The 20439-nt window shown below is 42.1% G+C and carries 16 protein-coding genes and 1 other RNA gene; 5 read left to right on the top strand and 12 right to left on the bottom strand.

Features of this window, described 5'->3' with window-relative positions:
- Complete coding sequence (locus BMW98_RS17425; protein ID WP_090260283.1) at nucleotides 1–774, bottom strand: AMP nucleosidase; 774 nt, start codon at nucleotides 772–774, stop codon at nucleotides 1–3.
- Between the two features lie 44 nt (nucleotides 775–818).
- Between BMW98_RS17425 and BMW98_RS17420 the strand changes: the two genes are divergently transcribed.
- Both BMW98_RS17420 and BMW98_RS17415 read left to right on the top strand, forming a co-directional pair.
- Nucleotides 819–1274, top strand: coding sequence for a type I restriction enzyme HsdR N-terminal domain-containing protein (locus BMW98_RS17420; protein ID WP_090260281.1), 456 nt, complete (start codon nucleotides 819–821; stop codon nucleotides 1272–1274).
- Nucleotides 1275–1290: 16 nt separating this feature from the next.
- On the top strand, nucleotides 1291–2376 hold the full coding sequence (locus BMW98_RS17415; protein WP_090260279.1) for an alkane 1-monooxygenase: 1086 nt from the start codon (nucleotides 1291–1293) through the stop codon (nucleotides 2374–2376).
- On the opposite strand, the gene BMW98_RS17410 is transcribed toward BMW98_RS17415, so the two are convergent.
- Both BMW98_RS17410 and ald read right to left on the bottom strand, forming a co-directional pair.
- A complete protein-coding gene (locus BMW98_RS17410) occupies nucleotides 2377–3204 on the bottom strand; it encodes an SDR family NAD(P)-dependent oxidoreductase (RefSeq protein ID WP_090260277.1) in 828 nt (275 codons plus the stop codon).
- Between the two features lie 76 nt (nucleotides 3205–3280).
- Nucleotides 3281–4396, bottom strand: a complete 1116-nt coding sequence (gene ald / locus BMW98_RS17405; RefSeq protein WP_090260274.1) for an alanine dehydrogenase — start codon at nucleotides 4394–4396, stop codon at nucleotides 3281–3283.
- 344 nt (nucleotides 4397–4740) lie between these two features.
- On the opposite strand from ald, the gene BMW98_RS17400 reads away from it, so the two are divergent.
- Nucleotides 4741–7146, top strand: a complete 2406-nt coding sequence (locus tag BMW98_RS17400; RefSeq protein WP_245733640.1) for an alpha-ketoacid dehydrogenase subunit alpha/beta — start codon at nucleotides 4741–4743, stop codon at nucleotides 7144–7146.
- A gap of 2 nt (nucleotides 7147–7148) precedes the next feature.
- On the opposite strand, the gene BMW98_RS17395 is transcribed toward BMW98_RS17400, so the two are convergent.
- Nucleotides 7149–7931 carry a hypothetical protein gene (locus tag BMW98_RS17395; RefSeq protein ID WP_090260272.1) on the bottom strand — a complete coding sequence of 261 codons (783 nt, stop codon included), beginning with the start codon at nucleotides 7929–7931 and terminating at the stop codon, nucleotides 7149–7151.
- A 72-nt stretch (nucleotides 7932–8003) separates the two neighbouring features.
- Here BMW98_RS17395 and BMW98_RS17390 point away from each other — a divergent pair, with 72 nt between their 5' ends.
- Nucleotides 8004–8987, top strand: coding sequence for a LuxE/PaaK family acyltransferase (locus BMW98_RS17390; protein WP_090260270.1), 984 nt, complete (start codon nucleotides 8004–8006; stop codon nucleotides 8985–8987).
- A 93-nt stretch (nucleotides 8988–9080) separates the two neighbouring features.
- Entirely contained in the window at nucleotides 9081–9218 is a 138-nt protein-coding gene (locus tag BMW98_RS20525) for a hypothetical protein (RefSeq protein ID WP_170836528.1), read from the top strand.
- A gap of 2 nt (nucleotides 9219–9220) precedes the next feature.
- Here BMW98_RS20525 and BMW98_RS17385 read toward each other — a convergent pair whose 3' ends face one another.
- The 8 genes from BMW98_RS17385 to BMW98_RS17350 all read right to left on the bottom strand — a co-directional run bounded on the left by BMW98_RS17385 (nucleotide 9221) and on the right by BMW98_RS17350 (nucleotide 20392).
- Nucleotides 9221–10375, bottom strand: a complete 1155-nt coding sequence (locus BMW98_RS17385) for a sigma-54-dependent transcriptional regulator (protein ID WP_090260265.1) — start codon at nucleotides 10373–10375, stop codon at nucleotides 9221–9223.
- 152 nt (nucleotides 10376–10527) lie between these two features.
- An RNA gene (gene rnpB, locus BMW98_RS17380) (RNase P RNA component class A) lies at nucleotides 10528–10857 on the bottom strand.
- 27 nt (nucleotides 10858–10884) lie between these two features.
- On the bottom strand, nucleotides 10885–11757 hold the full coding sequence (locus tag BMW98_RS17375) for a hypothetical protein (RefSeq protein ID WP_090260263.1): 873 nt from the start codon (nucleotides 11755–11757) through the stop codon (nucleotides 10885–10887).
- Between the two features lie 64 nt (nucleotides 11758–11821).
- Nucleotides 11822–12652 (bottom strand): alpha/beta hydrolase, encoded by an 831-nt coding sequence (locus BMW98_RS17370; RefSeq protein ID WP_090260261.1) that lies wholly within the window; start codon nucleotides 12650–12652, stop codon nucleotides 11822–11824.
- A 103-nt stretch (nucleotides 12653–12755) separates the two neighbouring features.
- Nucleotides 12756–13625, bottom strand: coding sequence for a hypothetical protein (locus tag BMW98_RS17365; RefSeq protein WP_090260259.1), 870 nt, complete (start codon nucleotides 13623–13625; stop codon nucleotides 12756–12758).
- Nucleotides 13626–13682: 57 nt separating this feature from the next.
- Nucleotides 13683–14558 (bottom strand): DUF2279 domain-containing protein, encoded by an 876-nt coding sequence (locus tag BMW98_RS17360; RefSeq protein ID WP_090260257.1) that lies wholly within the window; start codon nucleotides 14556–14558, stop codon nucleotides 13683–13685.
- Between the two features lie 17 nt (nucleotides 14559–14575).
- Nucleotides 14576–15877 carry a cryptochrome/photolyase family protein gene (locus BMW98_RS17355; RefSeq protein WP_090260256.1) on the bottom strand — a complete coding sequence of 434 codons (1302 nt, stop codon included), beginning with the start codon at nucleotides 15875–15877 and terminating at the stop codon, nucleotides 14576–14578.
- Nucleotides 15878–15904: 27 nt separating this feature from the next.
- Nucleotides 15905–20392: a translocation/assembly module TamB domain-containing protein gene (locus BMW98_RS17350; protein ID WP_090260255.1), complete on the bottom strand. Its 4488-nt coding sequence runs from the start codon at nucleotides 20390–20392 to the stop codon at nucleotides 15905–15907.
- Nucleotides 20393–20439: the final 47 nt, after the last annotated feature.

Raw genomic sequence — 20439 nt, 5'->3', positions numbered from 1 at the left:
TTATTCAAATCGCATGTGCTTTACAGAGTCACCAGAGTCTCTAAGTTCTCTTAGGGCATCAATACCAATGGCGAGGTGCTTGTTTACGTAGTTTCCGCTCACTTTCTTATCGCTTTCCTCCGTTTTTACACCTTCAGGGATCATCGGGTTGTCAGAAACTAGGAGTAAAGCGCCTCGAGGTATTTCGTTTACAAAACCAACGGTAAAGAGTGTTGCGGTTTCCATATCCACAGCCATTGCACGAATCTTTCTCAAATACTTTTTAAAGGCCTTGTCGTGCTCCCAAACCCTGCGGTTGGTAGTGTAGCAAGTACCTGTCCAGTAGTCCATTTCATGCTTTTTGATCATGGATGAAACGGCACGCTGTAGGCGGAATGATGGTAGGGCAGGTATTTCGGAAGGCATGTACTCGTTGCTGGTGCCTTCGCCTCTAATACCGGCTATCGGTAGAATGAGGTCTCCTAGTTGAGTTTTCTTCTTCAATCCACCGCATTTACCCAAAAATAGTACTGCCTTAGGGTGAATGGCTGAAAGGAGGTCCATAACGGTAGCAGCCATTGCGCTACCCATTCCAAAGTTAATAATCGTAATGTTTTCGGCTGTAGCGCTTTGCATGGGCTTGTCAAGCCCTTGTACGGGAACATCAAATTGCTCAGCAAACATATGGATATAAGAGATAAAATTGGTGAGGAGAATGTACTCTCCAAATTCTTCGTTTGGTACTCCTGTGTAACGTGGTAACCAGTTCTCTACAATTTCCTGTTTGTTTTTCATAGGCTATTTGACTTCAAGATTTTAGTTTTTAATAGATTTGCCGAATGCATAATCTCAATCTTCCGGCTTATAAATATCAGCTGAAAGAAATCGATGGCAAGTTAGCTATTTTCGATTCCATCAGAAAAAAATATGTGGTTTTGACTCCGGAAGAGTGGGTGCGTCAGCACATTGTTCATCACATGAACGATGATCTAAAGTATCCATCATCTCGCACTAATATTGAGGGTGGTTTGCGCTATAATAGCCGTTCTAAGCGCACAGACGTGATGATTTACGACAATGAAATGGCGCCTTTGGTGTTGGTGGAATGCAAAGCACCCAATGTAAAAATGGACGAGAAAGTTGTGCGTCAATTGGCTACATACAATAGCCAGTGCAATGCGAAGTTACTGATAACAACCAATGGATTGGTGACATTTGCGGTGCTGTGTAAGGAGGGTGAGCACGCAATGCTTCAGGAAATTCCTAGCTATCAAGCCTTGAATCAGATGGTTTGATTTGCTATTTTTCTACATGAATCCATTTAAAAGCTTGGGTTTTCTTACAGCCTTTATTGTGCCTGCCTTATGTATAATGGGGCACTATTTAGGTGGCTATGCTAATTTTATCACCCTCAGTTTTGTCTTTGTCGCCTTGCCCTTGTTCGATGCCTTGTTTGGAGAAGATAGAACTAACCTTACAAACGCTGAGGCAGTTATTCAAGCCGAAAAATTTTACTATCGCCTAATCACTTATGTCTGGGCCATTTTTCAATTGGTTTTTTTGATTTGGGGTGCCTTTGTGATTCCTACTATTAACACCACAGTTGCCCTAATAGGCTTTATGGTTGGGTTTGCACTGGTTACAGGTGGTATAGGAATAACCGTTGCTCATGAGTTGGGGCATAAGAAAAGCAAACTGGAGCGGTTTTATGCAAAGCTAATTTTAATGACGGTTTGCTACATGCACTTCTATATAGAACATAATAGGGGGCATCATGTGTACGTAGCTACTCCCCGCGATCCCGCTACTAGCCGAAAAGGAGAGAGTTTTTACCGCTTTTGGTTTAGATCTGTTTTTGGCGGATATAAAAGTGCTTGGAAGTTGGAGGGCGAAAGGCTTAAGAGAAGAGGTGTTCCGTTTTGGTCACTAAAAAACCAAATGATACTTTTTACGCTGCTGCCAGTTTTGTTTGTTGGAGTGCTAACGGCAATAGTAAGCTTGTACTACGAGGTCTTTGTTTGGCAGGTGCCGGTTTTCTATTTCATTCAGAGCATACTTGCTTTTACTTTACTGGAGTTGGTGAATTATGTTGAGCATTATGGAATTGTAAGAAAGGAGTTGAGCCCCGGTAAATACGAAAGAGTAAACCCGATGCATTCATGGAATGCTAACTACCAACTGAGTAATTTCTTTCTGTTCCAACTGCAAAGGCACTCAGATCATCATGCAAACGCTATAAAAAGGTATCAGGTGTTAAACCATTATGATGAATCACCACAGTTGCCATCAGGGTATCCGCTAATGATAATGATTGCCGCATTTCCTCCATTATGGTTCAAGCTGATGAACCCACGCTTAGCCCGTTGGGAGAATGCTGTTTATTTAAAGCGAGCGTAATTATTTAATGACCAACTTCTGCGGGTCGATGGCCTTCTGGTCTTTTCTTTTAGCGTGGTTTTTACGCTGAATATTTCCCACCATTCTTGTGACTCTCATTCTAGGTAAAAGTCTAGGTAAAAAAGCACTGAGCTGATTCCATATGCCGGGCACTGCTACAACTCTTCCTTTAATAAGGGAATCGTACCCGTAAGCAGCTACGGCTTCTGGTGTTGCAATATTGAATTTGATGTTAGGATCGTCATTGCCATTAGCTTTGGCAAAGTTGGTTCTTGTCATGCCTGGGCAAAGTACAGAGACCTGAATACCTTGTGGCTTAAGTTCATCGGCCAAGGCTTGAGATAGGCTTAGAACGTATGCCTTAGACGCGTGATAAGTGCTCATTAGCGGGCCAGGTACAAAAGCAGCTACGGAGGCGTTGTTTAATATATAACCTCTTTTTCGGGAGATCATGCCCGGGACTACGAGTTTAATAAGCTGGCTTGTTGTTACCATGTGAACTTGCAGCATTGCTCGGTCTTTGTTCCAGTCGGTTTCATTATAATAGCCAAAGTTTCCGAAGCCGGCATTATTAAAAAGCAGGTCAATCTCCATGTCTTCTTGCTCGGTCCAGTCAAAGATTTTTGTGGCTACATTTTCTTCAGAAAGGTCTGCAACCATGCTGCGTACCTCAATACCGTACTGGTTTTTGATCATATCTTCTTGCGCTGTCAATGCGCCTTCGTTTATGTCTACTAAGGCAAGCGAATGGCCTTTCGATGCGCAAAGTTGAGCAAAGGCATCTCCAATTCCGCTGGCCGCTCCAGTTATGAGTACAGTATTGATCATGGGGCTAAATTAATGGAAAATAAAAAAGGAATCTCAGCATGGCCAAGATTCCCTTTTGACTGTTTTTATAAACGGTTTAGTTCAAGTGGCTGTCCACAGGAACAAACGGTAGATCAAATGCTTCAGCAACAGCTTCGTATACTACATCGCCTTTCACCACATTCAAGCCAAGCTCAAGCTCTTTATTCTCTTGGCAAGCTTTCTTCCATCCTTTGTTCGCCAATTGAATAGCGTAAGGAAGCGTAGCGTTTGTAAGCGCAATGGTAGAAGTGTAAGGTACTGCACCTGGCATGTTCGCTACACAGTAGTGAACAATATCATCAATAATGAAAGTTGGGTTAGCGTGAGTAGTTGGCGTACAAGTTTCAATACATCCGCCTTGGTCTACAGCAACATCAACCAATACAGTTCCAGGTTGCATGTCTTTCAACATGTCTCTTGTAATTAGGTTAGGCGCTTTAGCACCAGGAATAAGTACTGCACCAATAATTAGGTCCATATGAGGGATAAGCTCTCTAATGTTTACCTCGTTTGAGTAACGTGTTACCACGTTTGGAGGCATTACATCGTTCAAGTATCTCAGTCTGTCAAGGTTTACATCAAGAATGGTTACCTGAGCACCAAGGCCAGCAGCCATTTTAGCAGCTTGTGTACCCACAACACCACCTCCAATAACCAAAACCTTACCAGGGCTAACACCAGGTACACCGCCAAGCAATACACCTTTACCCATAATTGGTTTTTCTAAGTACTTAGCACCTTGCTGAGTTGCCATTCTACCAGCAACCTCCGACATAGGAATAAGCAAAGGAAGGCTTCTGTCTGCTTTTTCTACTGTTTCGTATGCCAAACAAACTGCCTTTCTCTCGATCATGGCTTTTGTTAACGGCTCGTAAGAAGCAAAGTGGAAGTAAGTGAAAAGTAATTGATCCTCTTTAATAAGTTCGTACTCAGGTTCAATTGGCTCCTTCACCTTCATAATCATTTCAGCAATATCATAAACTGCCTCAATTGTAGGAAGAATCTTAGCTCCAACTTCTTCGTAAAATTCATTTGGGAATCCACTATTAGCACCAGCTCCGTCTTGAATATAAACTTCGTGGCCACGCTTAATTAATTCTAGCGCTCCGCCCGGAGTTAGCGACACTCGGTTCTCATTGTTTTTAATTTCCGTAGGTACACCAATGATCATGTTCTTGTTGATTTAAAATTATGCGGCAAATATAGTAAGGTAGTATTAGAAAGCCCTTTTTACTTGCTTAAAATTCACGTGTTTAAAGCCACTTCAGAATGCTGTTTATGTGTTAATTGAAAATTAAAAATAATGTTCTTGAATTGAAAAATTGAAACGAATAATATTTTGTTTAATTATGGTTTTTGTTTTTGATATAATTGATAAATAAAATGAACGGAATAAAATTCTGTAATACTGTCTATTTTGATATGGTCTCCAAATTTGATTTGTCATCTTTCTTTGTTACTTTTGATTCATACCTGTTAAAACTGTAGATAGAGTAATCTTAAGAAAATTAGCCTGTGGGATCGACTAAAGTATTGAAGAAAGTAGGTTTGAAAGTGGAGGATATCCTAAGTGATTATCGCTTAGCTGTAGAAAGCCGTGAAGCAAGTATTATTGGCCGTAAAGAGGTTTTCATGGGGAAAGCCAAATTCGGGATATTTGGAGACGGTAAAGAACTTGCGCAAATAGCCATGGCCAAAGTTTTCCGCAATGGAGATTTTAGGTCGGGTTATTACAGAGATCAAACTTTTATGATGGCCATTGACGGCCTAACTGTTCAAGAATATTTTGCCCAGTTGTACGCGCACATGTCCGTAGAGGCAGAGCCGGCTTCTGGTGGTCGAATGATGAACGGGCACTTTGCCAACCGCTTGCTCGATGAAAATGGCAAGTGGAAGAAGCAAACCGAAATGAAGAACTCAAGTTCTGATATTTCTCCTACAGCAGCACAAATGCCTCGCCTTGTTGGTTTGGCTTATGCTTCCAAACTCTACAGACAGAATACAGATTTACACGATCAAACAGATTTTTCAATAAAAGGAAATGAGGTTGCCTTTGGTACCATTGGTAACGCATCTACTTCCGAAGGGCACTTCTTTGAGGCAATTAATGCTGCGGGTGTTTTACAGGTACCTATGGTTATTTCCGTTTGGGATGACGATTATGGTATTTCTGTTCCGAAAGAATATCATACTACAGGTGGAAGTATTTCTGAGTTTTTAGTAGGAATACAGCGTGCCAAAGACAAGCTTGGTTACGAAATAATAAAAGTAAAGGGCTGGGATTACGATGCACTAGTTGCTGCCTATCAGAAAGCAGAAAAAGTGGCTAGAGAAGAACATGTGCCAGTTTTTGTACACGTAAATGAAATTACCCAGCCACAGGGCCACTCTACCTCTGGTTCTCACGAAAGATATAAGTCTAAAGAACGCCTAGAGTGGGAAAAGGACCATGACTGTAATGTAAAGTTCAAGGAGTGGATTCTTGAAAACGAGTTGGCTTCTGAAGAGGAGTTGACAAAGCTTGAAAAAGAAGCTAAGGCTAGTGCCAAAGCTGCTAGAGCCGCTGCATGGGAGGCCTTTATATCTGAAATAAAACAAGAGCAGAAGCAGGCTACGGATATTCTTGATGCGCTTGCAGAAGAAAGTGCTCAGGGTGCCGCTATCATTCAACTGGTAGCTGAACTTAAGAAAACGGTTAACCCAATTAGGCTAGAGACAACCCGCGTGGTTAAAAAGGTGCTAAGACTTACTCGAAATGAGGAGACTTCAGCGCGTGCTTCTTTGGTAGCTTGGTTAGAGAAGTCTGAAGCGCTAAACGAAGAACGCTATAGCTCACTTGTAATGAGTGAATCTGATGAGGCGTCAATCAAAGTAGCTGAGATAAAAGCGAAGTATTCAGAAAATTCGCCATTAGTTGATGGTCGTGAAGTACTGCAGGCCTGCTTTGACGCTGCTTTGAGTCGTGACCCAAGGGTTTTTGCTATTGGGGAAGATGTGGGCAAAATTGGCGATGTAAACCAAGCATTTGCTGGCTTGCAAGATAAGTATGGTGAGTTGCGTGTAACAGATACTGGTATTCGCGAGACCACCATTATTGGACAGGGAATTGGGGCTGCGCTTCGTGGTTTAAGACCAATTACCGAGATACAGTATTTGGATTATTTGTTGTATGCCATTCAGACACTTTCTGATGATTTGGCTACACTACAATATAGAACTGCCGGTGGGCAAAAAGCACCATTGATTATTCGTACCAGAGGCCATAGGCTGGAAGGGGTGTGGCACTCAGGCTCGCCAATAAGCATGATTTTAGGTTCTTTGAGAGGGATTAATGTGCTAGTGCCGAGAGATATGACACAAGCTGCCGGTTTCTACAATACCATGTTAAAGTCTGATGATCCAGCATTAATTATTGAGTGCTTGAATGGATACAGATTAAAGGAGCGAATTCCTGATAACATCGGTGAGTTTACTGTTCCTTTGGGTGTGCCAGAAGTGCTAAGAGAAGGTACGGACGTTACGGTGGTTACCTATGGCTCTATGTGCAGAGTGGTAATGCAAGCTGCTGAAGAGCTGGAAGAAATTGGTGTTTCTGTAGAGGTGATTGACGTTCAGTCCCTATTGCCTTTCGATGTAGATAAGAAGATTGTAGAGTCTTTAAAGAAAACGAACCGTGTAATCTTTGCTGATGAAGATGTGCCTGGTGGCGCTTCTGCTTATATGATGCAGAAAGTGGTTGAAGAGCAGGGTGGTTATTTCCATTTAGACTCTCAGCCTGTTACCATCTCAGCCAAAGAGCACAGACCTGCTTATGCATCAGATGGAGACTACTGGTCGAAGCCAAATGTTGAAACGGTATTCGATAAGGTGTATGCGCTAATGGAGGAGGTTGATCCGCAAAGGTTTCCTAAGCTTTATTAAGCTTAGTCTTCGTCCTCATCTGTCGAAACTTTCTTAATCTCCTGAAGGGTAAATTCAGGAGTTTCCGAAATATTGCTCTCATTCAAAGCCCTGTCTTTTATTTTAAAAGACAGCTTGAGTGTGTCTGTTCGGAATATAGGCTCAAACAATCCCGAAATCATGTCGTAGGTAATTACACCCTCAATCGGTCGGTTGTTGTTGCGCACGTAATCGCAAGGGTCTTCAGTTGAAGAAAGGCAAGGGAAGCGTCCATCGAACGAAATTCCGCAAAGTGTATTTTGGTTGGCACTACCAGTAGGTTGAGCCCTTAAGTCAACTTCTTGAAACTGACCATTTCGTTTTACGAAGAAATCAACCTCTATATTAAACTGATCGTAATTAAAGTCGATTAGTAAGGTGTCCAAAAAGTCACCATCACCATTTACATCGGTGTTTTCTCTTTCTTCAATAATGTAATCAAGGCAAGTGAACATCGGGTCGTTTGGTCTTTGGCCAAACTCAACCGGGTTGCCGGTGTTATCAAAAATAAGGTTGTATGCATTATATGGTGGGTTGTCTTCACCACCATCTAAACCAAGGTCGCCATTGCCATCAGCTACGTTGAAAGAAAGCCTTAATACATTTTCTTCAAATAAGGGATCGCCTTCATTGATCACTTCAAACTCAATGTCGTGAAAACTGATTGATGGAGTATCTGGTAGTTCTGGTGGTCTACTGCAGCTAAAGGCGCTTATTAGCACCACCAAAACAGATAAAAAGAAAAAGTCCTTCAGGGGATTTTTCATAAGAGACGTTTATATCAATACAATAATAACAATATTTGCCCTAAGTGATAAAGCAATCGATTTGAATAACGAATGGGTGATTTGAATAGTTTAATTTCCAACATTAATTCTGTCAACCAGAATACCTTTGAGTCTGTTGCCCTACAGGTGTTCAAATACCAGTTTGAACACTGTTCTGTATATCATCAGTACGTACAGGCACTTGGCAGGCCAATGCCACAAAGCCTATTGGAAATCCCTTTTCTTCCCATTGAGTTTTTCAAAAATCACTCTGTGAAGTCTGGTAATTGGAAATCACAGGTGGTTTTCGAAAGCAGCGGCACTACTGGGGCTTCAACCAGTAGACACCAGGTGCGCGATGAAGGTTGGTATATTGATCATTGCATTAAGACTTTTGAGTCCTTTTACGGCAAGCTGGACCAGTTCACCTTATTGGCGCTGCTTCCTTCTTACATTGAAAGAGGGAATTCTGGGTTGATTTATATGGTGAATGCCTTTATAAAAAAAACTGGTTCTTCAAATTCGGGATTTTACCTGAATGAGTTTGATGCTTTAGTAAATAAGTTGGAAGAGCTAAGGAAGACTAAAAAGCCGACTATACTTTGGGGTGTAACCTTTGGTTTGCTGGATTTTGTTGAACAATACCAAATTGACTTTCCTGACTTGATTGTGATGGAGACAGGAGGGATGAAGGGTAGGAGAGAAGAGCTTACTCGGGTAGAGGTTCACAGTCGACTAACCCAAGGGTTAGGTGTAGATGCGATTCACTCGGAGTACGGAATGACTGAGCTTTTTTCTCAGGCATATTCAAAAGGCGATGGTTTGTTTTTGCCTTCCACTACCATGAAGGTTTTTGCCAGAGATATGAACGACCCTTTGTCCATTGTTAAACCGGGTAAAACTGGTGCGCTGAATATTATTGACTTATTGAATGTGAATACCTGTTCTTTTATCGAAACTAAGGACCTAACACGTGTTTATGAAGGTGGTACTTTTGAGGTTTTAGGTAGAATGGACAATTCTGATATTCGCGGATGTAACTTGTTGGTGGTCTGAAATATTCTGTGCGGTAGCACGTTAACTATACATTAGTAAAATAATCCTTGTGGGTTTTTATTCAATTTTGATATCTTAGGGCAACTTTTAGCCATGAAAAAGAAACACATCATAGCACTTCTTCTCGCAGTCGCATTTTTAGGATTGAACTCTTGTGCGCAGGAACTTTGTCCTGCATACACAAAAGTGGACGATAAAGCCAAGAAAGAGAAGAAGGAAGGTCGATTCTAAAATCAGACCAAATACTTCTTCACATCAGCTCCGCTAATTTCATCTCCGCACATAATTACTAGGCGTTCGGTTACATTGCGTAGTTCGCGAATGTTTCCAGACCAATCGTAATCTTTTAGTGCATCAATTGCGTCATCGGTAATTGTCTTCTTTTTGGTGCCGTATTCATCGGCAATATCTTGTAGGAATTTGTCTACTAACAAGGTAATGTCCTCTTTTCTGTCTTTTAGGGCAGGTACTTTAATAAGAATTACGCCTAGTCTGTGGTAGAGGTCCTCTCTAAACCTGTTTTCCTGAATTTCTTCGCGAAGGTTTTTATTGGTAGCTGCCAATACGCGCACGTTCACATTAATGTCTTTGTCGCCACCTACACGGTTAATCTTGTGCTCTTGCAAAGCGCGCAATACTTTGGCTTGTGCCGAAAGGCTCATATCGCCAATTTCATCTAGAAAAAGTGTGCCTTCGTTGGCTTGCTCAAACTTACCAATACGTTGCTTGTGAGCAGAGGTAAAGGCACCTTTCTCGTGCCCGAAAAGTTCGCTTTCAATAAGTTCTGCTGGTATTGCCGCGCAGTTTACTTCAATGAAAGGCGCTTTGGCACGGTTGCTTCTTTCGTGAATGCCACGGGCTACTAATTCTTTACCAGTACCATTTGGGCCTGTAATTAATACACGGGCATCGGTAGGTCCTACCTTGTCCATCATTTCCTTTACTTCCACCAAAGCTTCAGATTCGCCCACCATTTCATACTTTTTGGAGAGCTTCTTTTTAAGCGTTTTGGTTTCTGTTACTAAAGATGATTTATCGAGGGCATTCTTAACAGTAAGCAACAGGCGATTCAAGTCTGGTGGCTTCGGTACAAAATCAAATGCACCCATTTTGGTGGCGTCCACTGCCGTTTCAATGGTGCCGTGAGCAGAGATCATAATGAACTGCGTATCGATGCCAGCCATTTGAACTCTTTCTAATAACTCAATACCATCCATTTTTGGCATTTTTACATCACATAGGGCGATGTCGTAACTATTGGCGATGAGTTTGTCCAAGCCTTCTTGCCCATCTTTGGCTTCGTCTATGGTATATTTTTCATACTCCAGAATTTCACGAAGTGTGCTTCTTATACTTTGTTCATCGTCAATAATCAGAATTTTTGCCATGCTATAGGTGGTTTGTGAATTGGGTAATTAGTGAATTAGTTTTTTGACTTACTCTTACTAGCGAAAATAGTGCTAAAAATGAAACTAGCTGAGTGTTTAGAGAATGAATTAGCAATAAACCGGTTTCCTGATTGCTGAGATTCATAAAAAGAAAAAGATATAGGCCTATAAGCCGGGTTCTGTGCCCGTTTAAACGGGTTCTTATCATTTATCTAGCCCCGACATTACTATCGGGGTCAATCTGCCTACCCTTCTGCATTGGGCGGGAACCCTTAAGCGCAGATATACGTGGCATTTCACCGCATAGAGTTTACCTGATTTCACTACAGCATTACCTGTACATTCTTTCTGTTGCACTTGTCCTCCCCTGTAGCACATGCTACAGGGTGACGGCCGCTAGCCGCTATGCTTCCCTATGGTGCCCGGACTTTCCTTCCCGATCCCGATAGCTATCGGGACGGGACGATAAGACGGCCTATATCACCGCAAAGATACACCACATAATCGGTTTAGTTACTAAAGGAGTTGCTTAGGTTAACTTCGAAACGCTCTTCGCTGTCTGTAGTAACATTAAAGATGTAGCTACACCCCGAATTAATATCTATACTGTAAGATTGATTGTTGATGCGGAACGATTCGCTGCCTTGATTTGGGAAGTAAGTTCCAGCCGACCAACATTGCGAAAGAAAGATGAGTCCATTGCTCGTGTTTTTAGAAAAGCTGCTGCCATCTGAAAGCGTACCCGATATTGATTGAATAACATTTAGCGTAGCTGTTCTTGGAGTGGCATTTTCAAAATCCGTTAAAACCAATGTTCGGTTTCCAGAAAAGGCGGTTTGGTTTGTAGTGCCTTGGGTAATCACCATGTCTGTAAAGCTCAGCGCGTAGTTTTTAAGGTCTGCGCCAGGGCTGTCGGCCATTCGTTCAAGCTGAATTTCTCCATCAACTAACAGTTTCTGAAAGCCGTAGTCTTTTAAGGAAATTGTGGCCTTGTTTCCTGTTCGGTCATCGGCATAGGTGTAGTCAATGGATATTTTACCGCTTCTGGTTTGGCCAAAATTGTCTTCACAGCCCTCGCCAAAGTCTAAACTCAATGTGTTCTGATCTGTGTTTAAATCGAGGTTGGCGCAATCTCCTATTTCTGCAAAATGGTTGTATTCAGGCCTGTGGCTGTCTATTCTGCCGCTTTCATCTTTCAAATACAATTGATAAGTGTGGTTGAAGTAAAGCCCCTCAAGTTCGTGCAGTACAACTTCTATTTGAGCAATTTCTCTTATACTGGCTTCTTCAGTTAAAGTAGTGGGAGGAGGATCTGCCTCCTTGGTGCATGCCATTACAAGTAAACATAAGCATGCAAGTGCTGTGGTGTTGGCGGTTTTCATAGCGTGTGAATGATTGTAGAATAAACGCCTAACCCGAAAGAATATTTTCGATTTCAAGTCTTGATTACTTATCCTTCCCTTGCATTAGTTCAAAGGCATTGTAAACTGCTTGGTGTAGGGCATCGCCATGGGTTTTGTCTTCAAGAAATTGAAAGAAGAGTTTCGTCCAAGGTTTCTGATCCTTTTTCAGTTTTAAGAATAATTCATTGGCCGTACGCTCCATTACTTCGCCTTCTTTGCCTACTGCTATGTAAATTGTCTTTTTACTTTGGTAGTTGGTTGGGGTGAATGAAAGTAGTTTTTCATCGTCCCACCAAAGGCTCGGGCTTACAATAATGTAGTTGCTAAAAAGGTTAGGTTCCTTAAACAGAATTTCTGTGGCCAAAAGCCCTCCTAAAGATTGACCGATAAGCGTATTGTTTTTGTTAGCCCTGTAATTGGAGTTTATAAAAGGCCTTAGCTCGTTGGCAATAAATGAGGTGAATTTGGCCGAACCTCCTGAGGTTGGAAATTCACTTTGATCAAGTTCATTGTTTGATGGATAGGTGAAGTCGCGCTTTCTATCCACATTGCCAATGCCCACTACGATTGACTCTGGCACCATATTGATCCACGGGAATGAGCCAAACTGTACAATGCCTGTTATATGGATGAAGTCCTCATCTTTCGACCCGTCTAGTAAATAAATTACGGGGTAGAACTTTGTGCTGTCTAAATGATAACTAGGAGGTAAGTAAATGTTCAGTTCTCGGTGTTCGTTTAGAACTTTTGAATTTATGGTAATGGTTTTTCCAATGGAGAAATCTTCTTGATTTACTGTTTCAGGTAGGTTTTGCGCGTGTAGCGTAATGGCTAGCGAGAGGGAAAGAAGAATTATACTTGCTTTAAAAGTCATGTGTAGTGTGATTTCCCTCCAAATTATTAGAAATATTTCGGCTAAAGAAATAAAAAAAGGAGCCCTAAGGCTCCTTCAATTGTCATAAAACTTTTACCTAAACTTAGTCACTTATGACAAATGTCTGTTCCTCGCCATTTGGCCAGGTTATCAAAACTTCTTTATCGCAATCTCCCGATCCGTAATCAATACCAAAGGTTTGGTTGGCTATGGTGATTTTTCTAGCACCCGATACCGGAATTGCGGCTTCTTCCGCACAGCTACTTTTATAAAGCAGCGGAGTAGTTATTTCTTCATTGTAGGTAAGGCGAAGTCTATTTGTGCCGTAAATTTTTCCTGTCTCAGTTATGGTGAGCTCTTCGGTTTGCTCGTCAAACTTCCAAGTGCGGCTTTTGTCTCCTTCAAAGGTTCGGGTAGAGCCATCTTGAAAAGTGATTACACCATCTTCTAGTCTTATGGCGTATGACCATTCGTTTTCGGCTTCATTTCCTGTGTTTGTAAGCGTTCTGGTACCGGTAATGCCAATGTTTTCTACTTTAAAATTGTCAGAAGAAGTGGTGATCACTGCTCCTTCTACATTTCTGTAATCCGTAAAGTGAATCTCTATTTGTCCTTCTCTAAACTTGCCATCATTATTGGTGCAGCCTTCTCCAAAGTCAATAGTGATAATTTGGTTATCGAAATCAATGGTGTTGGTAGAGCAGGTGGCTTTACCGGTGTAGGTAAATGGGTAGCCATTGGCTTGGGTGCCAGCAGCTATGCCGCCTTGGTTTTGGCTAATTTCGGCCATGGCTTCAAGCGCTATTCCATTAAGGTCTTCATTAGCTCCATCTACTAGTGAGGCCGCCTGTACATCGTCAAGGCTACCGCTTCTTGGAGCAGGTTCCGTATCGATACAAGATTGCACTATACCTAGTGTGAGAAAACTTAGAAGTGCCGCTTTCGCTAACTTTGATCTTCTAAAATGAGCCATTTTGAGTCCGTTTGGCTCGAAAGTTATGATGAATAAAATTGAAGAAAAAATTATACTTTAATAGTAAAATAAGTGCCCTTGAATGCCGTTTTTGTTGATCTCAATAGCAGGGGCAGGGAGCTTAATCATGTCGGCAAGAAAAAGAACCGTTTTCAAAAATCTGTTTTTGGTTGGGATATAGCTCAGGTCGAAGTCGATGCCTAAGTAGTATTGTCTATAGCTTTCGAAACCTGCTAAGTTGTTCTCGTTTTCGTGGGCGTAAACCATGCCTTGAGCACCGTAGCCTGCTGCAATATTCAGCCATTTTGGAAAGCGACTTTCTTTAAAAAAGGAGTGGATGTCGAAAGATAGCCAATAGGTCTGTCCGTTGTAGTCCTTTAAAAATTCCTCATGCATCCCATCGCCAAGTAGGTTTGGTCGCATGGGGGCGTAGCTTGTTTGGTGGAAGCTAAACTTGAACTTGATTCTTTGTTCGTTCCAGAGCAGTTGTTCTCCCAGAAACAATCCTGACCCAACGAGGTTGGCGATTATGTCACCGTAAGAAAACCCGTAATCTTCTGAAAAACCGTCAAGGATTTCTATGGGCAACAACATGCCAAAGCTTATTCCTGTAGCCCAATAAAGTGCTTTTTTGTCGCTTAGCTCGGTCTTTTTTAAAAGGTCGTATCCTATTCTTGCAAACTGATAGGTGCCAAAGGCGTGGCCAAATTTATCAACCTGATTCCACTCGGCATTATCATTAAAAAAGCGAAAATTGGTAAACCCATTGTCAGAATACCATGCAACCGAAAGGCCCGTAAGTGTAGCGCCATAAGCCAAGCCACCGTATAGTCCTAGCTGTTTTGTAGATAGCTGGTGTCGGGTAGTGTCTTGAGCGTGAATCCACGATAGTGAAAGACCGAAAATAAGGCAAAGCAAACAGGTTTTGCGCATGCCGAAAGATAGTGAATCTACTTGCCTAAAGCTTTCTTATAAGTGTCAATTGCGCGCTGTCGGGCAAATTTATGTTCTACCATGGGCGATGGGTAGTCTTTAGAACCATACTCTTTCACCCATTTCTTTATGTATTTCAATTCAGGATCGAATTTTTCTGTTTGTGATTGCGGGTTGAAAACTCTGAAATAGGGCTGGGCATCGGTGCCTGTGCCAGCGGCCCATTGCCAGCCTCCGTTGTTCGAAGCTAGCTCAAAGTCGAGTAATTTTTGTGCAAAGTAGGCTTCGCCCCAGCGCCAATCTATAAGAAGGTGTTTGGTTAGAAAACTCGCAACCACCATTCTTACCCTGTTGTGCATATAACCATTGTTGTTAAGTTCGCGCATGCCTGCATCTACAATTGGGTACCCCGTTTTGCCATCGCACCACTTCTGAAAATCGGCCTCATTGTTTAACCATGGAATAGCATCGTATTCCTTTTTAAAAGCCTGATTAACAACATGGGGGAAGTTAGCCAAAACCTGCATGTAGAATTCTCTCCATATCAGTTCGTTTAGCCATGTGTCATTAATATTCGTTGCTTTTTGTACTACTTCGCGAATGCCCACCGTACCAAACCGAAGGTGTATGCCTAAACGAGAAGTGCCATTAATGGCTGGATAGTCCCTTTTTTCATCGTATTGCTTAAGCTGGTCTTTATTAATGGAGCTATTAGGGATACTGATGGTACTTTCTTCAAAGCCTAAATCATCCAAGCTAGGGAGGTCGAGTGGTTTTGATTTATGCCAGTTCTTATGGTTAGTCAGGTCTGGTAGTGGAGAATAATCGCCTGCTTTATACTTCTCGCGCCAACTGCGGCTATAGGGAGTAAATACTTTGTAAGGACTGCCTGTGGCTGTAGTTATTTCTTCCTTTTCAAAGATTACTTGATCCTTAAAGGTGTAAAAACCAATGCCGTTGTTCTTTAGAAGAACCTCAACCTCTTGGTCTCGGGCAATGGCTTGTGGTTCGTAGTCTCTGTTGGTGTAAACTTCGGAAATGTCATAAGTTTCTGTGAGTGACTTGAAAGCCTCAAGAGGAGTGGTATTGTATATTTTTATGCTGGATCCGTGCTCTTCCAGTTGTGCTTTTAGCTGCTTAATCTGATTATGGATAAAGTTTACGCGGGCATCTGCTTTTGACTCTAGCTGATCTAGGATTTGCGTATCGAAAATAAAGATGGGAAGTACGGGTTTGTCACTTTTTAAAGCGTAATACAAACCTGTATTGTCGTGAAGGCGAAGGTCTCTTCTGAACCAAAAAATATTAATCTGCTGCATAAAAGGCTAATTCTGACTATTAACCTTCTAACGCAAATTTGGTTTTTGATTATTTAAGTTCTTTTCCGGTTCCTCTTCGTTTTCCTGCTTTTTTCGCTTCTCAATTCCACTAAATAGCTCCTTAAGTGTATTGAAGCTGGTGGTTTGAGTAACACTGGCGCCAGTGGTAAAGTCTGAATCGGTAGATATTGCGGTTGAGGCAAAGTTATAGCTGTTACGCGTATATATTTTTACACGGTACTTTCCATCTTCCGTAAGTAAATACTCAGCAGTCCAGTCACCTATGGCGCTTTCTACATTAACTAGGTTGGTTAAGGCTCCTTCTCGGGTAATCCGTAGCCTACCGTTCAGGAAGGTGTAAGAAAGTCTTAGCCTCATGGTGTTGAGGGTTTCTTCCGAAAGGCCACTCAGGTCGAAGTCGACTTCAAGGTTTTCATCGAGTTGAGCAACAAACTGGCTCAGTTGGTTGGAAAGCAGCTGGCTCACACTCTGCGAGGTGGTGCCGCCAACAAGGTTGATGGAGCCTTGATCCATAAACCTTCCTAAAATAATCAAACTCAATACCTGTCGGTTAAGCTCTTGCTCATCACTTTGTAGTCGGTTTTCGAAGGCCGTAATGGCGGTTAAAGATTCCGTGTCCTGTGTATTGATCTCGCTAAAGTCAATGTCGAAACTGATTTGAGGGGAGAGCAGAGGCCCCTCTAGGTTTAGCAGCACTTTCACGGGGAATCTTCGGCCAGAGTTTGAGCTACCAGAGCCACCATCTTCTACTTGGCTGTTGTTAGAAGTTTGCAGTATTGGAGTAATCGAAACATTGTCAGTATATGAGCCTCTTATGCTCATAACAGCCGTATAAGGGTCGCCAAACCAGGTGATGTTTGATGGTTGTTCTATGATGAACTCTTTAGTAATGATGTTGTAAAGAGAGAAGTTGTAGGCACCATCTTGAATGGCTAGGTCGCCCGTCATTTGGAAGTTACCTTGCTGATCAATTTGAAGTCTCAATTGGCCATTGCCGCGCCCTCTAATAATATCGCCAGTTCTAGGGTCGATAATGATCTCTGCATAAGCATCTGGCGTTACTTCAATATCCAGATCGAGTTTTAGACCTTCAATTTTGATTTTTTCTACGATCTCACCTACATACTCCGTTTGGTTTACCACTTCGGCCGTATCTGTTCTATTAATAAAGGTGATGTATTCTGGATTTTCGGCTGCTGTGTCCGAATCTTTAATTGGAATATGAATTCTACTACCCGCCTCAGTACGAATGTTGGCGTTTATGTTTAGGCTCGAAGCCTCGCCCACTAGTTCTACACTTCCTGTGGCAACTCCGGTGCCGTAGTAATCTTCCCCAGTAGTTTCATCTGTGTTCAATACTCTAAACTGTTGCAAGTTACCTCTAAGGTCCATGCGGATGTCCTTATACCTGTTGTGGCTTATTACTCCACTGAAGTACGCTTTCTGATTATTGATGTCAGTAAAGTCTAGATTGTTTAGCTCAATCCTGTCTTGGGTGAACTTTACACCTCCCATAAAATCGTACTTGGTGTTGAGGTAGTTGATCTTGATTTTTCCCTCATTAATCTGTCCTTCACCTTCAATAAGGGGTTCGTCTATGCGGCCAGTAATTTTATACTGCCCATTTATAAAACCACCTAGCTCAGAAAAGTACTCGTCAACATAAGGTTCGGCAATGCGTAGGTTTGCTTCGTCTAGCCTCAGGTTAAGGTCGAGTTGCTCTTGCTCCAGCGGGTAAAAATCTCCATCTAGGCTGATTATTTTTCTGTCTAGTCGGTCTATTTCAAAGTTTACTCCGAACTTGTTTTCTTGGTCGTTCCAGTTAAGTTTCCCGGCCAAATCGCCTACTAAAAAGTTGTTAACCCTAAGTTCAGTCATGGTGAGGTCACCATAAAAAACAGGGTTGAAGAGGATGTTTTGAGCCGTAAGGTTTCCGTTTAGCGTTCCAGAATACTCTTTGGTGGTAAGCGGGTTGATGTTGGCAACTTCCACATCTTTAAAGTTGATGTTAAGTGCCTTGCTGCTATCTTTTACAACTGCTATTTGCCCTTCGAGACTCAAAGACTGATCAAGGTTGAATAGCTTGAAGTTTTCTATCTCAATTCCATCCTTGCCAAAAACAATCATGTTGTCTTCCAATACCCGCCACTCTTCTTGCAGCGCCATTATGTTGGAATCCTCAAACCGAAGTTCGGTTCTGCCTGTAAAAAAGTCGATGTCGGCTCCAATTTCGGCATAGTTGCCACTGCTTTCTTGGTTAATGTTTTGTCTAAAGTCAATATGGGTGCCATCCCAAACCGCCTCAACTGTTAGGTTCTCAGTTTCTGTTTTATCGCCATAATATTGTTTCTCAGAGAATAGGTAGCCGAGCATAAATACCTTCTCATTATTTCTCATGGCCTTGGCGTCAATATCTATTTCATTGCCTAAAAGCCTCACGTTTTTAACTTTTATTTCCTCTGATTGAGCATTGATAGTGAAATCCTCGGTGTTGGATCGGCTAAACTTCCCGTTTATGCTACTGTTTTCGGCCACAAAAATGGTGGAATCGAAAAGGTGGATGATTGGGCTAATGTTCTTTAAGTCTAGTTGGTAGCTTAGGTCGAATTGCTCGGTTGGCCGGCCCTCGCCTTTACTAAATAGATTAGATGCATCTAGCTGGCTCGAGAGCAGTAGCTCGTATTGCTGCCCTATGTTTTGCCACTCTTTTATGAGCGAACCATACTGAAACTTGCCGTCCAAGGTTAAGTCAATCGGGTCTGATTTTAGTTCTACAAAACGATTGTCGTCTGTCTTTTGCGAGATAAACCGAAGTGAGTCCATGGTTAGATCTCTTCCTTCGTATTTAAAAAGGGTATTGGATAGAAAGGCTTCACCAATCAGGTTTTCAATTTTAAGCCCTTCAATGTCTACATTAAAATCGGTTGAAAGCTGCATTGGGCGCTTGGCTAGTTTTATGCTGTCCAAGTTTGCTTTTGCCAAGGTTCCAGTAATGTTGATCATCTTGCTAGTATCGCGCAGGTCAATCGATCCGTTAGCAAAAAGGTCAAAATTGGGGTCTGAAACGCTTATTTCCCCAGAGAAGAAGGATTGTGCAAATGCTCCATCCGTATCGATATTGATGTATTGATAACCATTGATTCCGATTTTTGGAATATTGGCGACTAGATTGAATCGGGTTTCTTCCAATGTTACACCCTCTCCACTAATGCTTCCGTTTAGGTCCACTTTCTGAAACATTGGTTCTTCAATAAAGAAACCGAGATCAAAGTTTTGCATGGAGAGTTCTCCTCTGTATTCCGGAATGTCTTCCGTTTCTCTAATCTGCACGTTGGAGCTAATGTTGCCTATAGACGTGCGAAAGTCACCATCTGCTACAAAGTCATTTACAAGGCCATCGAATTGGCCATTGAAGTAAACTTGTCCAAACTTATCTGAGATCTGGAAGCTTCGGGTGCCTATCAGGTTTTGGATGTCGGTGGCTTTGAGCTCCGAGTTTTCAAAGTTTAGGTCGAAGAAGGTGGCATCAACATTTGGTAGGCCTTCAATGTCCATTGCCCCCCGTAGTTTAGTGTTTTTGCCAAGCGATATCTCGAATTTGTCTGACATAAAGCCGTTCACTTTCCCTTCGAAAAGTCCATTGATGCCAACCGCCTGATTGTACTTTTTGAATTCTGGGACAAAGTAGCTCAGTTCATCTGTGTGAATCACTGTTTCATTAAAATCGGCCTTTACATCAACGCTATCTACAAAGCTGCCCATGTAGGATGGCTTGTCGTGCCGAAACTCTATATGGTCTCTAATGCGAGTCTTGCCCATTTGCAAATCCAGATCCATAAAGGTGAGCCCCTTACTGCTGTTTCTGAAAAAGGTCTCCATTTTATCTATTTGCAGGCCCGTAACACTATCGCGGGTAGAAAGAGAAACTACATCAATCTCGAAAGTGTCCTGAACACTTTTGAGGTTTAGTAGGTCAGCATTAATGTCAAGCAGTTGGAATTGGTTGTAGTTAAACCCCGTTTTTACAGAGTCCTTCCGAGTGTCTGCAATACTAAAGCTCGATTCGAGCAGAGTTATCTTATCTATTACAAATGCAGCGGTATTGGCCGTAGTATCACCCGAAGCAGTAAGCGAAGTGATTTTTCTTGCCCAATCGTCAATGTTTAGGCCATTATCTCCGTTGTTACGCAGGTTAACATCAGCATTTCTTACCCATGCTTCTTTGGTTTTAATGTCCTTTTTACCAAGGATAGTGCGTAAATCGAAGGTTACGGCCACTTCCTCAATACCAATCATGGTAATGTCGTTCTGGTCGAAAATGCGTGCGCCTTCAACGGTAATGGAATTGAACCAACGAATATTGATGTAGTCTATTTCGGTATTGTAGCCGGTGCCCTCAGTTAAATAATTGGTGGCTTTATCCGTAATATAGTTTTGGATAGGGGGTAAGTGAATAAGGCCTACCGCTAGGCCTAAAAGAATAAAGGGAGTCAATACCAACCAGAGTATTGATTTGACAATCCGTTTTTTAATAACTTGCG

Source organism: Roseivirga pacifica (genome assembly GCF_900111145.1).
GTDB classification, from domain to species: Bacteria; Bacteroidota; Bacteroidia; order Cytophagales; family Cyclobacteriaceae; genus Roseivirga; species Roseivirga pacifica.
Note: the sequence above shows the minus strand (reverse complement) of the source record. Positions and strands in the feature narration are given on the sequence as shown.

What these genes read in the sequence shown, in the direction of transcription:
- BMW98_RS17425 (WP_090260283.1), bottom strand. Translation starts at nt 774, where the DNA reads ATGAAAAACAAACAGGAAATTGTAGAGAACTGGTTACCACGTTACACA.
- BMW98_RS17420 (WP_090260281.1), top strand. Translation starts at nt 819, where the DNA reads ATGCATAATCTCAATCTTCCGGCTTATAAATATCAGCTGAAAGAAATC.
- BMW98_RS17415 (WP_090260279.1), top strand. Translation starts at nt 1,291, where the DNA reads ATGAATCCATTTAAAAGCTTGGGTTTTCTTACAGCCTTTATTGTGCCT.
- BMW98_RS17410 (WP_090260277.1), bottom strand. Translation starts at nt 3,204, where the DNA reads ATGATCAATACTGTACTCATAACTGGAGCGGCCAGCGGAATTGGAGAT.
- ald (WP_090260274.1), bottom strand. Translation starts at nt 4,396, where the DNA reads ATGATCATTGGTGTACCTACGGAAATTAAAAACAATGAGAACCGAGTG.
- BMW98_RS17395 (WP_090260272.1), bottom strand. Translation starts at nt 7,931, where the DNA reads ATGAAAAATCCCCTGAAGGACTTTTTCTTTTTATCTGTTTTGGTGGTG.
- BMW98_RS17390 (WP_090260270.1), top strand. Translation starts at nt 8,004, where the DNA reads ATGGGTGATTTGAATAGTTTAATTTCCAACATTAATTCTGTCAACCAG.
- BMW98_RS20525 (WP_170836528.1), top strand. Translation starts at nt 9,081, where the DNA reads ATGAAAAAGAAACACATCATAGCACTTCTTCTCGCAGTCGCATTTTTA.
- BMW98_RS17385 (WP_090260265.1), bottom strand. Translation starts at nt 10,375, where the DNA reads ATGGCAAAAATTCTGATTATTGACGATGAACAAAGTATAAGAAGCACA.
- BMW98_RS17375 (WP_090260263.1), bottom strand. Translation starts at nt 11,757, where the DNA reads ATGAAAACCGCCAACACCACAGCACTTGCATGCTTATGTTTACTTGTA.
- BMW98_RS17370 (WP_090260261.1), bottom strand. Translation starts at nt 12,652, where the DNA reads ATGACTTTTAAAGCAAGTATAATTCTTCTTTCCCTCTCGCTAGCCATT.
- BMW98_RS17365 (WP_090260259.1), bottom strand. Translation starts at nt 13,625, where the DNA reads ATGGCTCATTTTAGAAGATCAAAGTTAGCGAAAGCGGCACTTCTAAGT.
- BMW98_RS17360 (WP_090260257.1), bottom strand. Translation starts at nt 14,558, where the DNA reads ATGCGCAAAACCTGTTTGCTTTGCCTTATTTTCGGTCTTTCACTATCG.
- BMW98_RS17355 (WP_090260256.1), bottom strand. Translation starts at nt 15,877, where the DNA reads ATGCAGCAGATTAATATTTTTTGGTTCAGAAGAGACCTTCGCCTTCAC.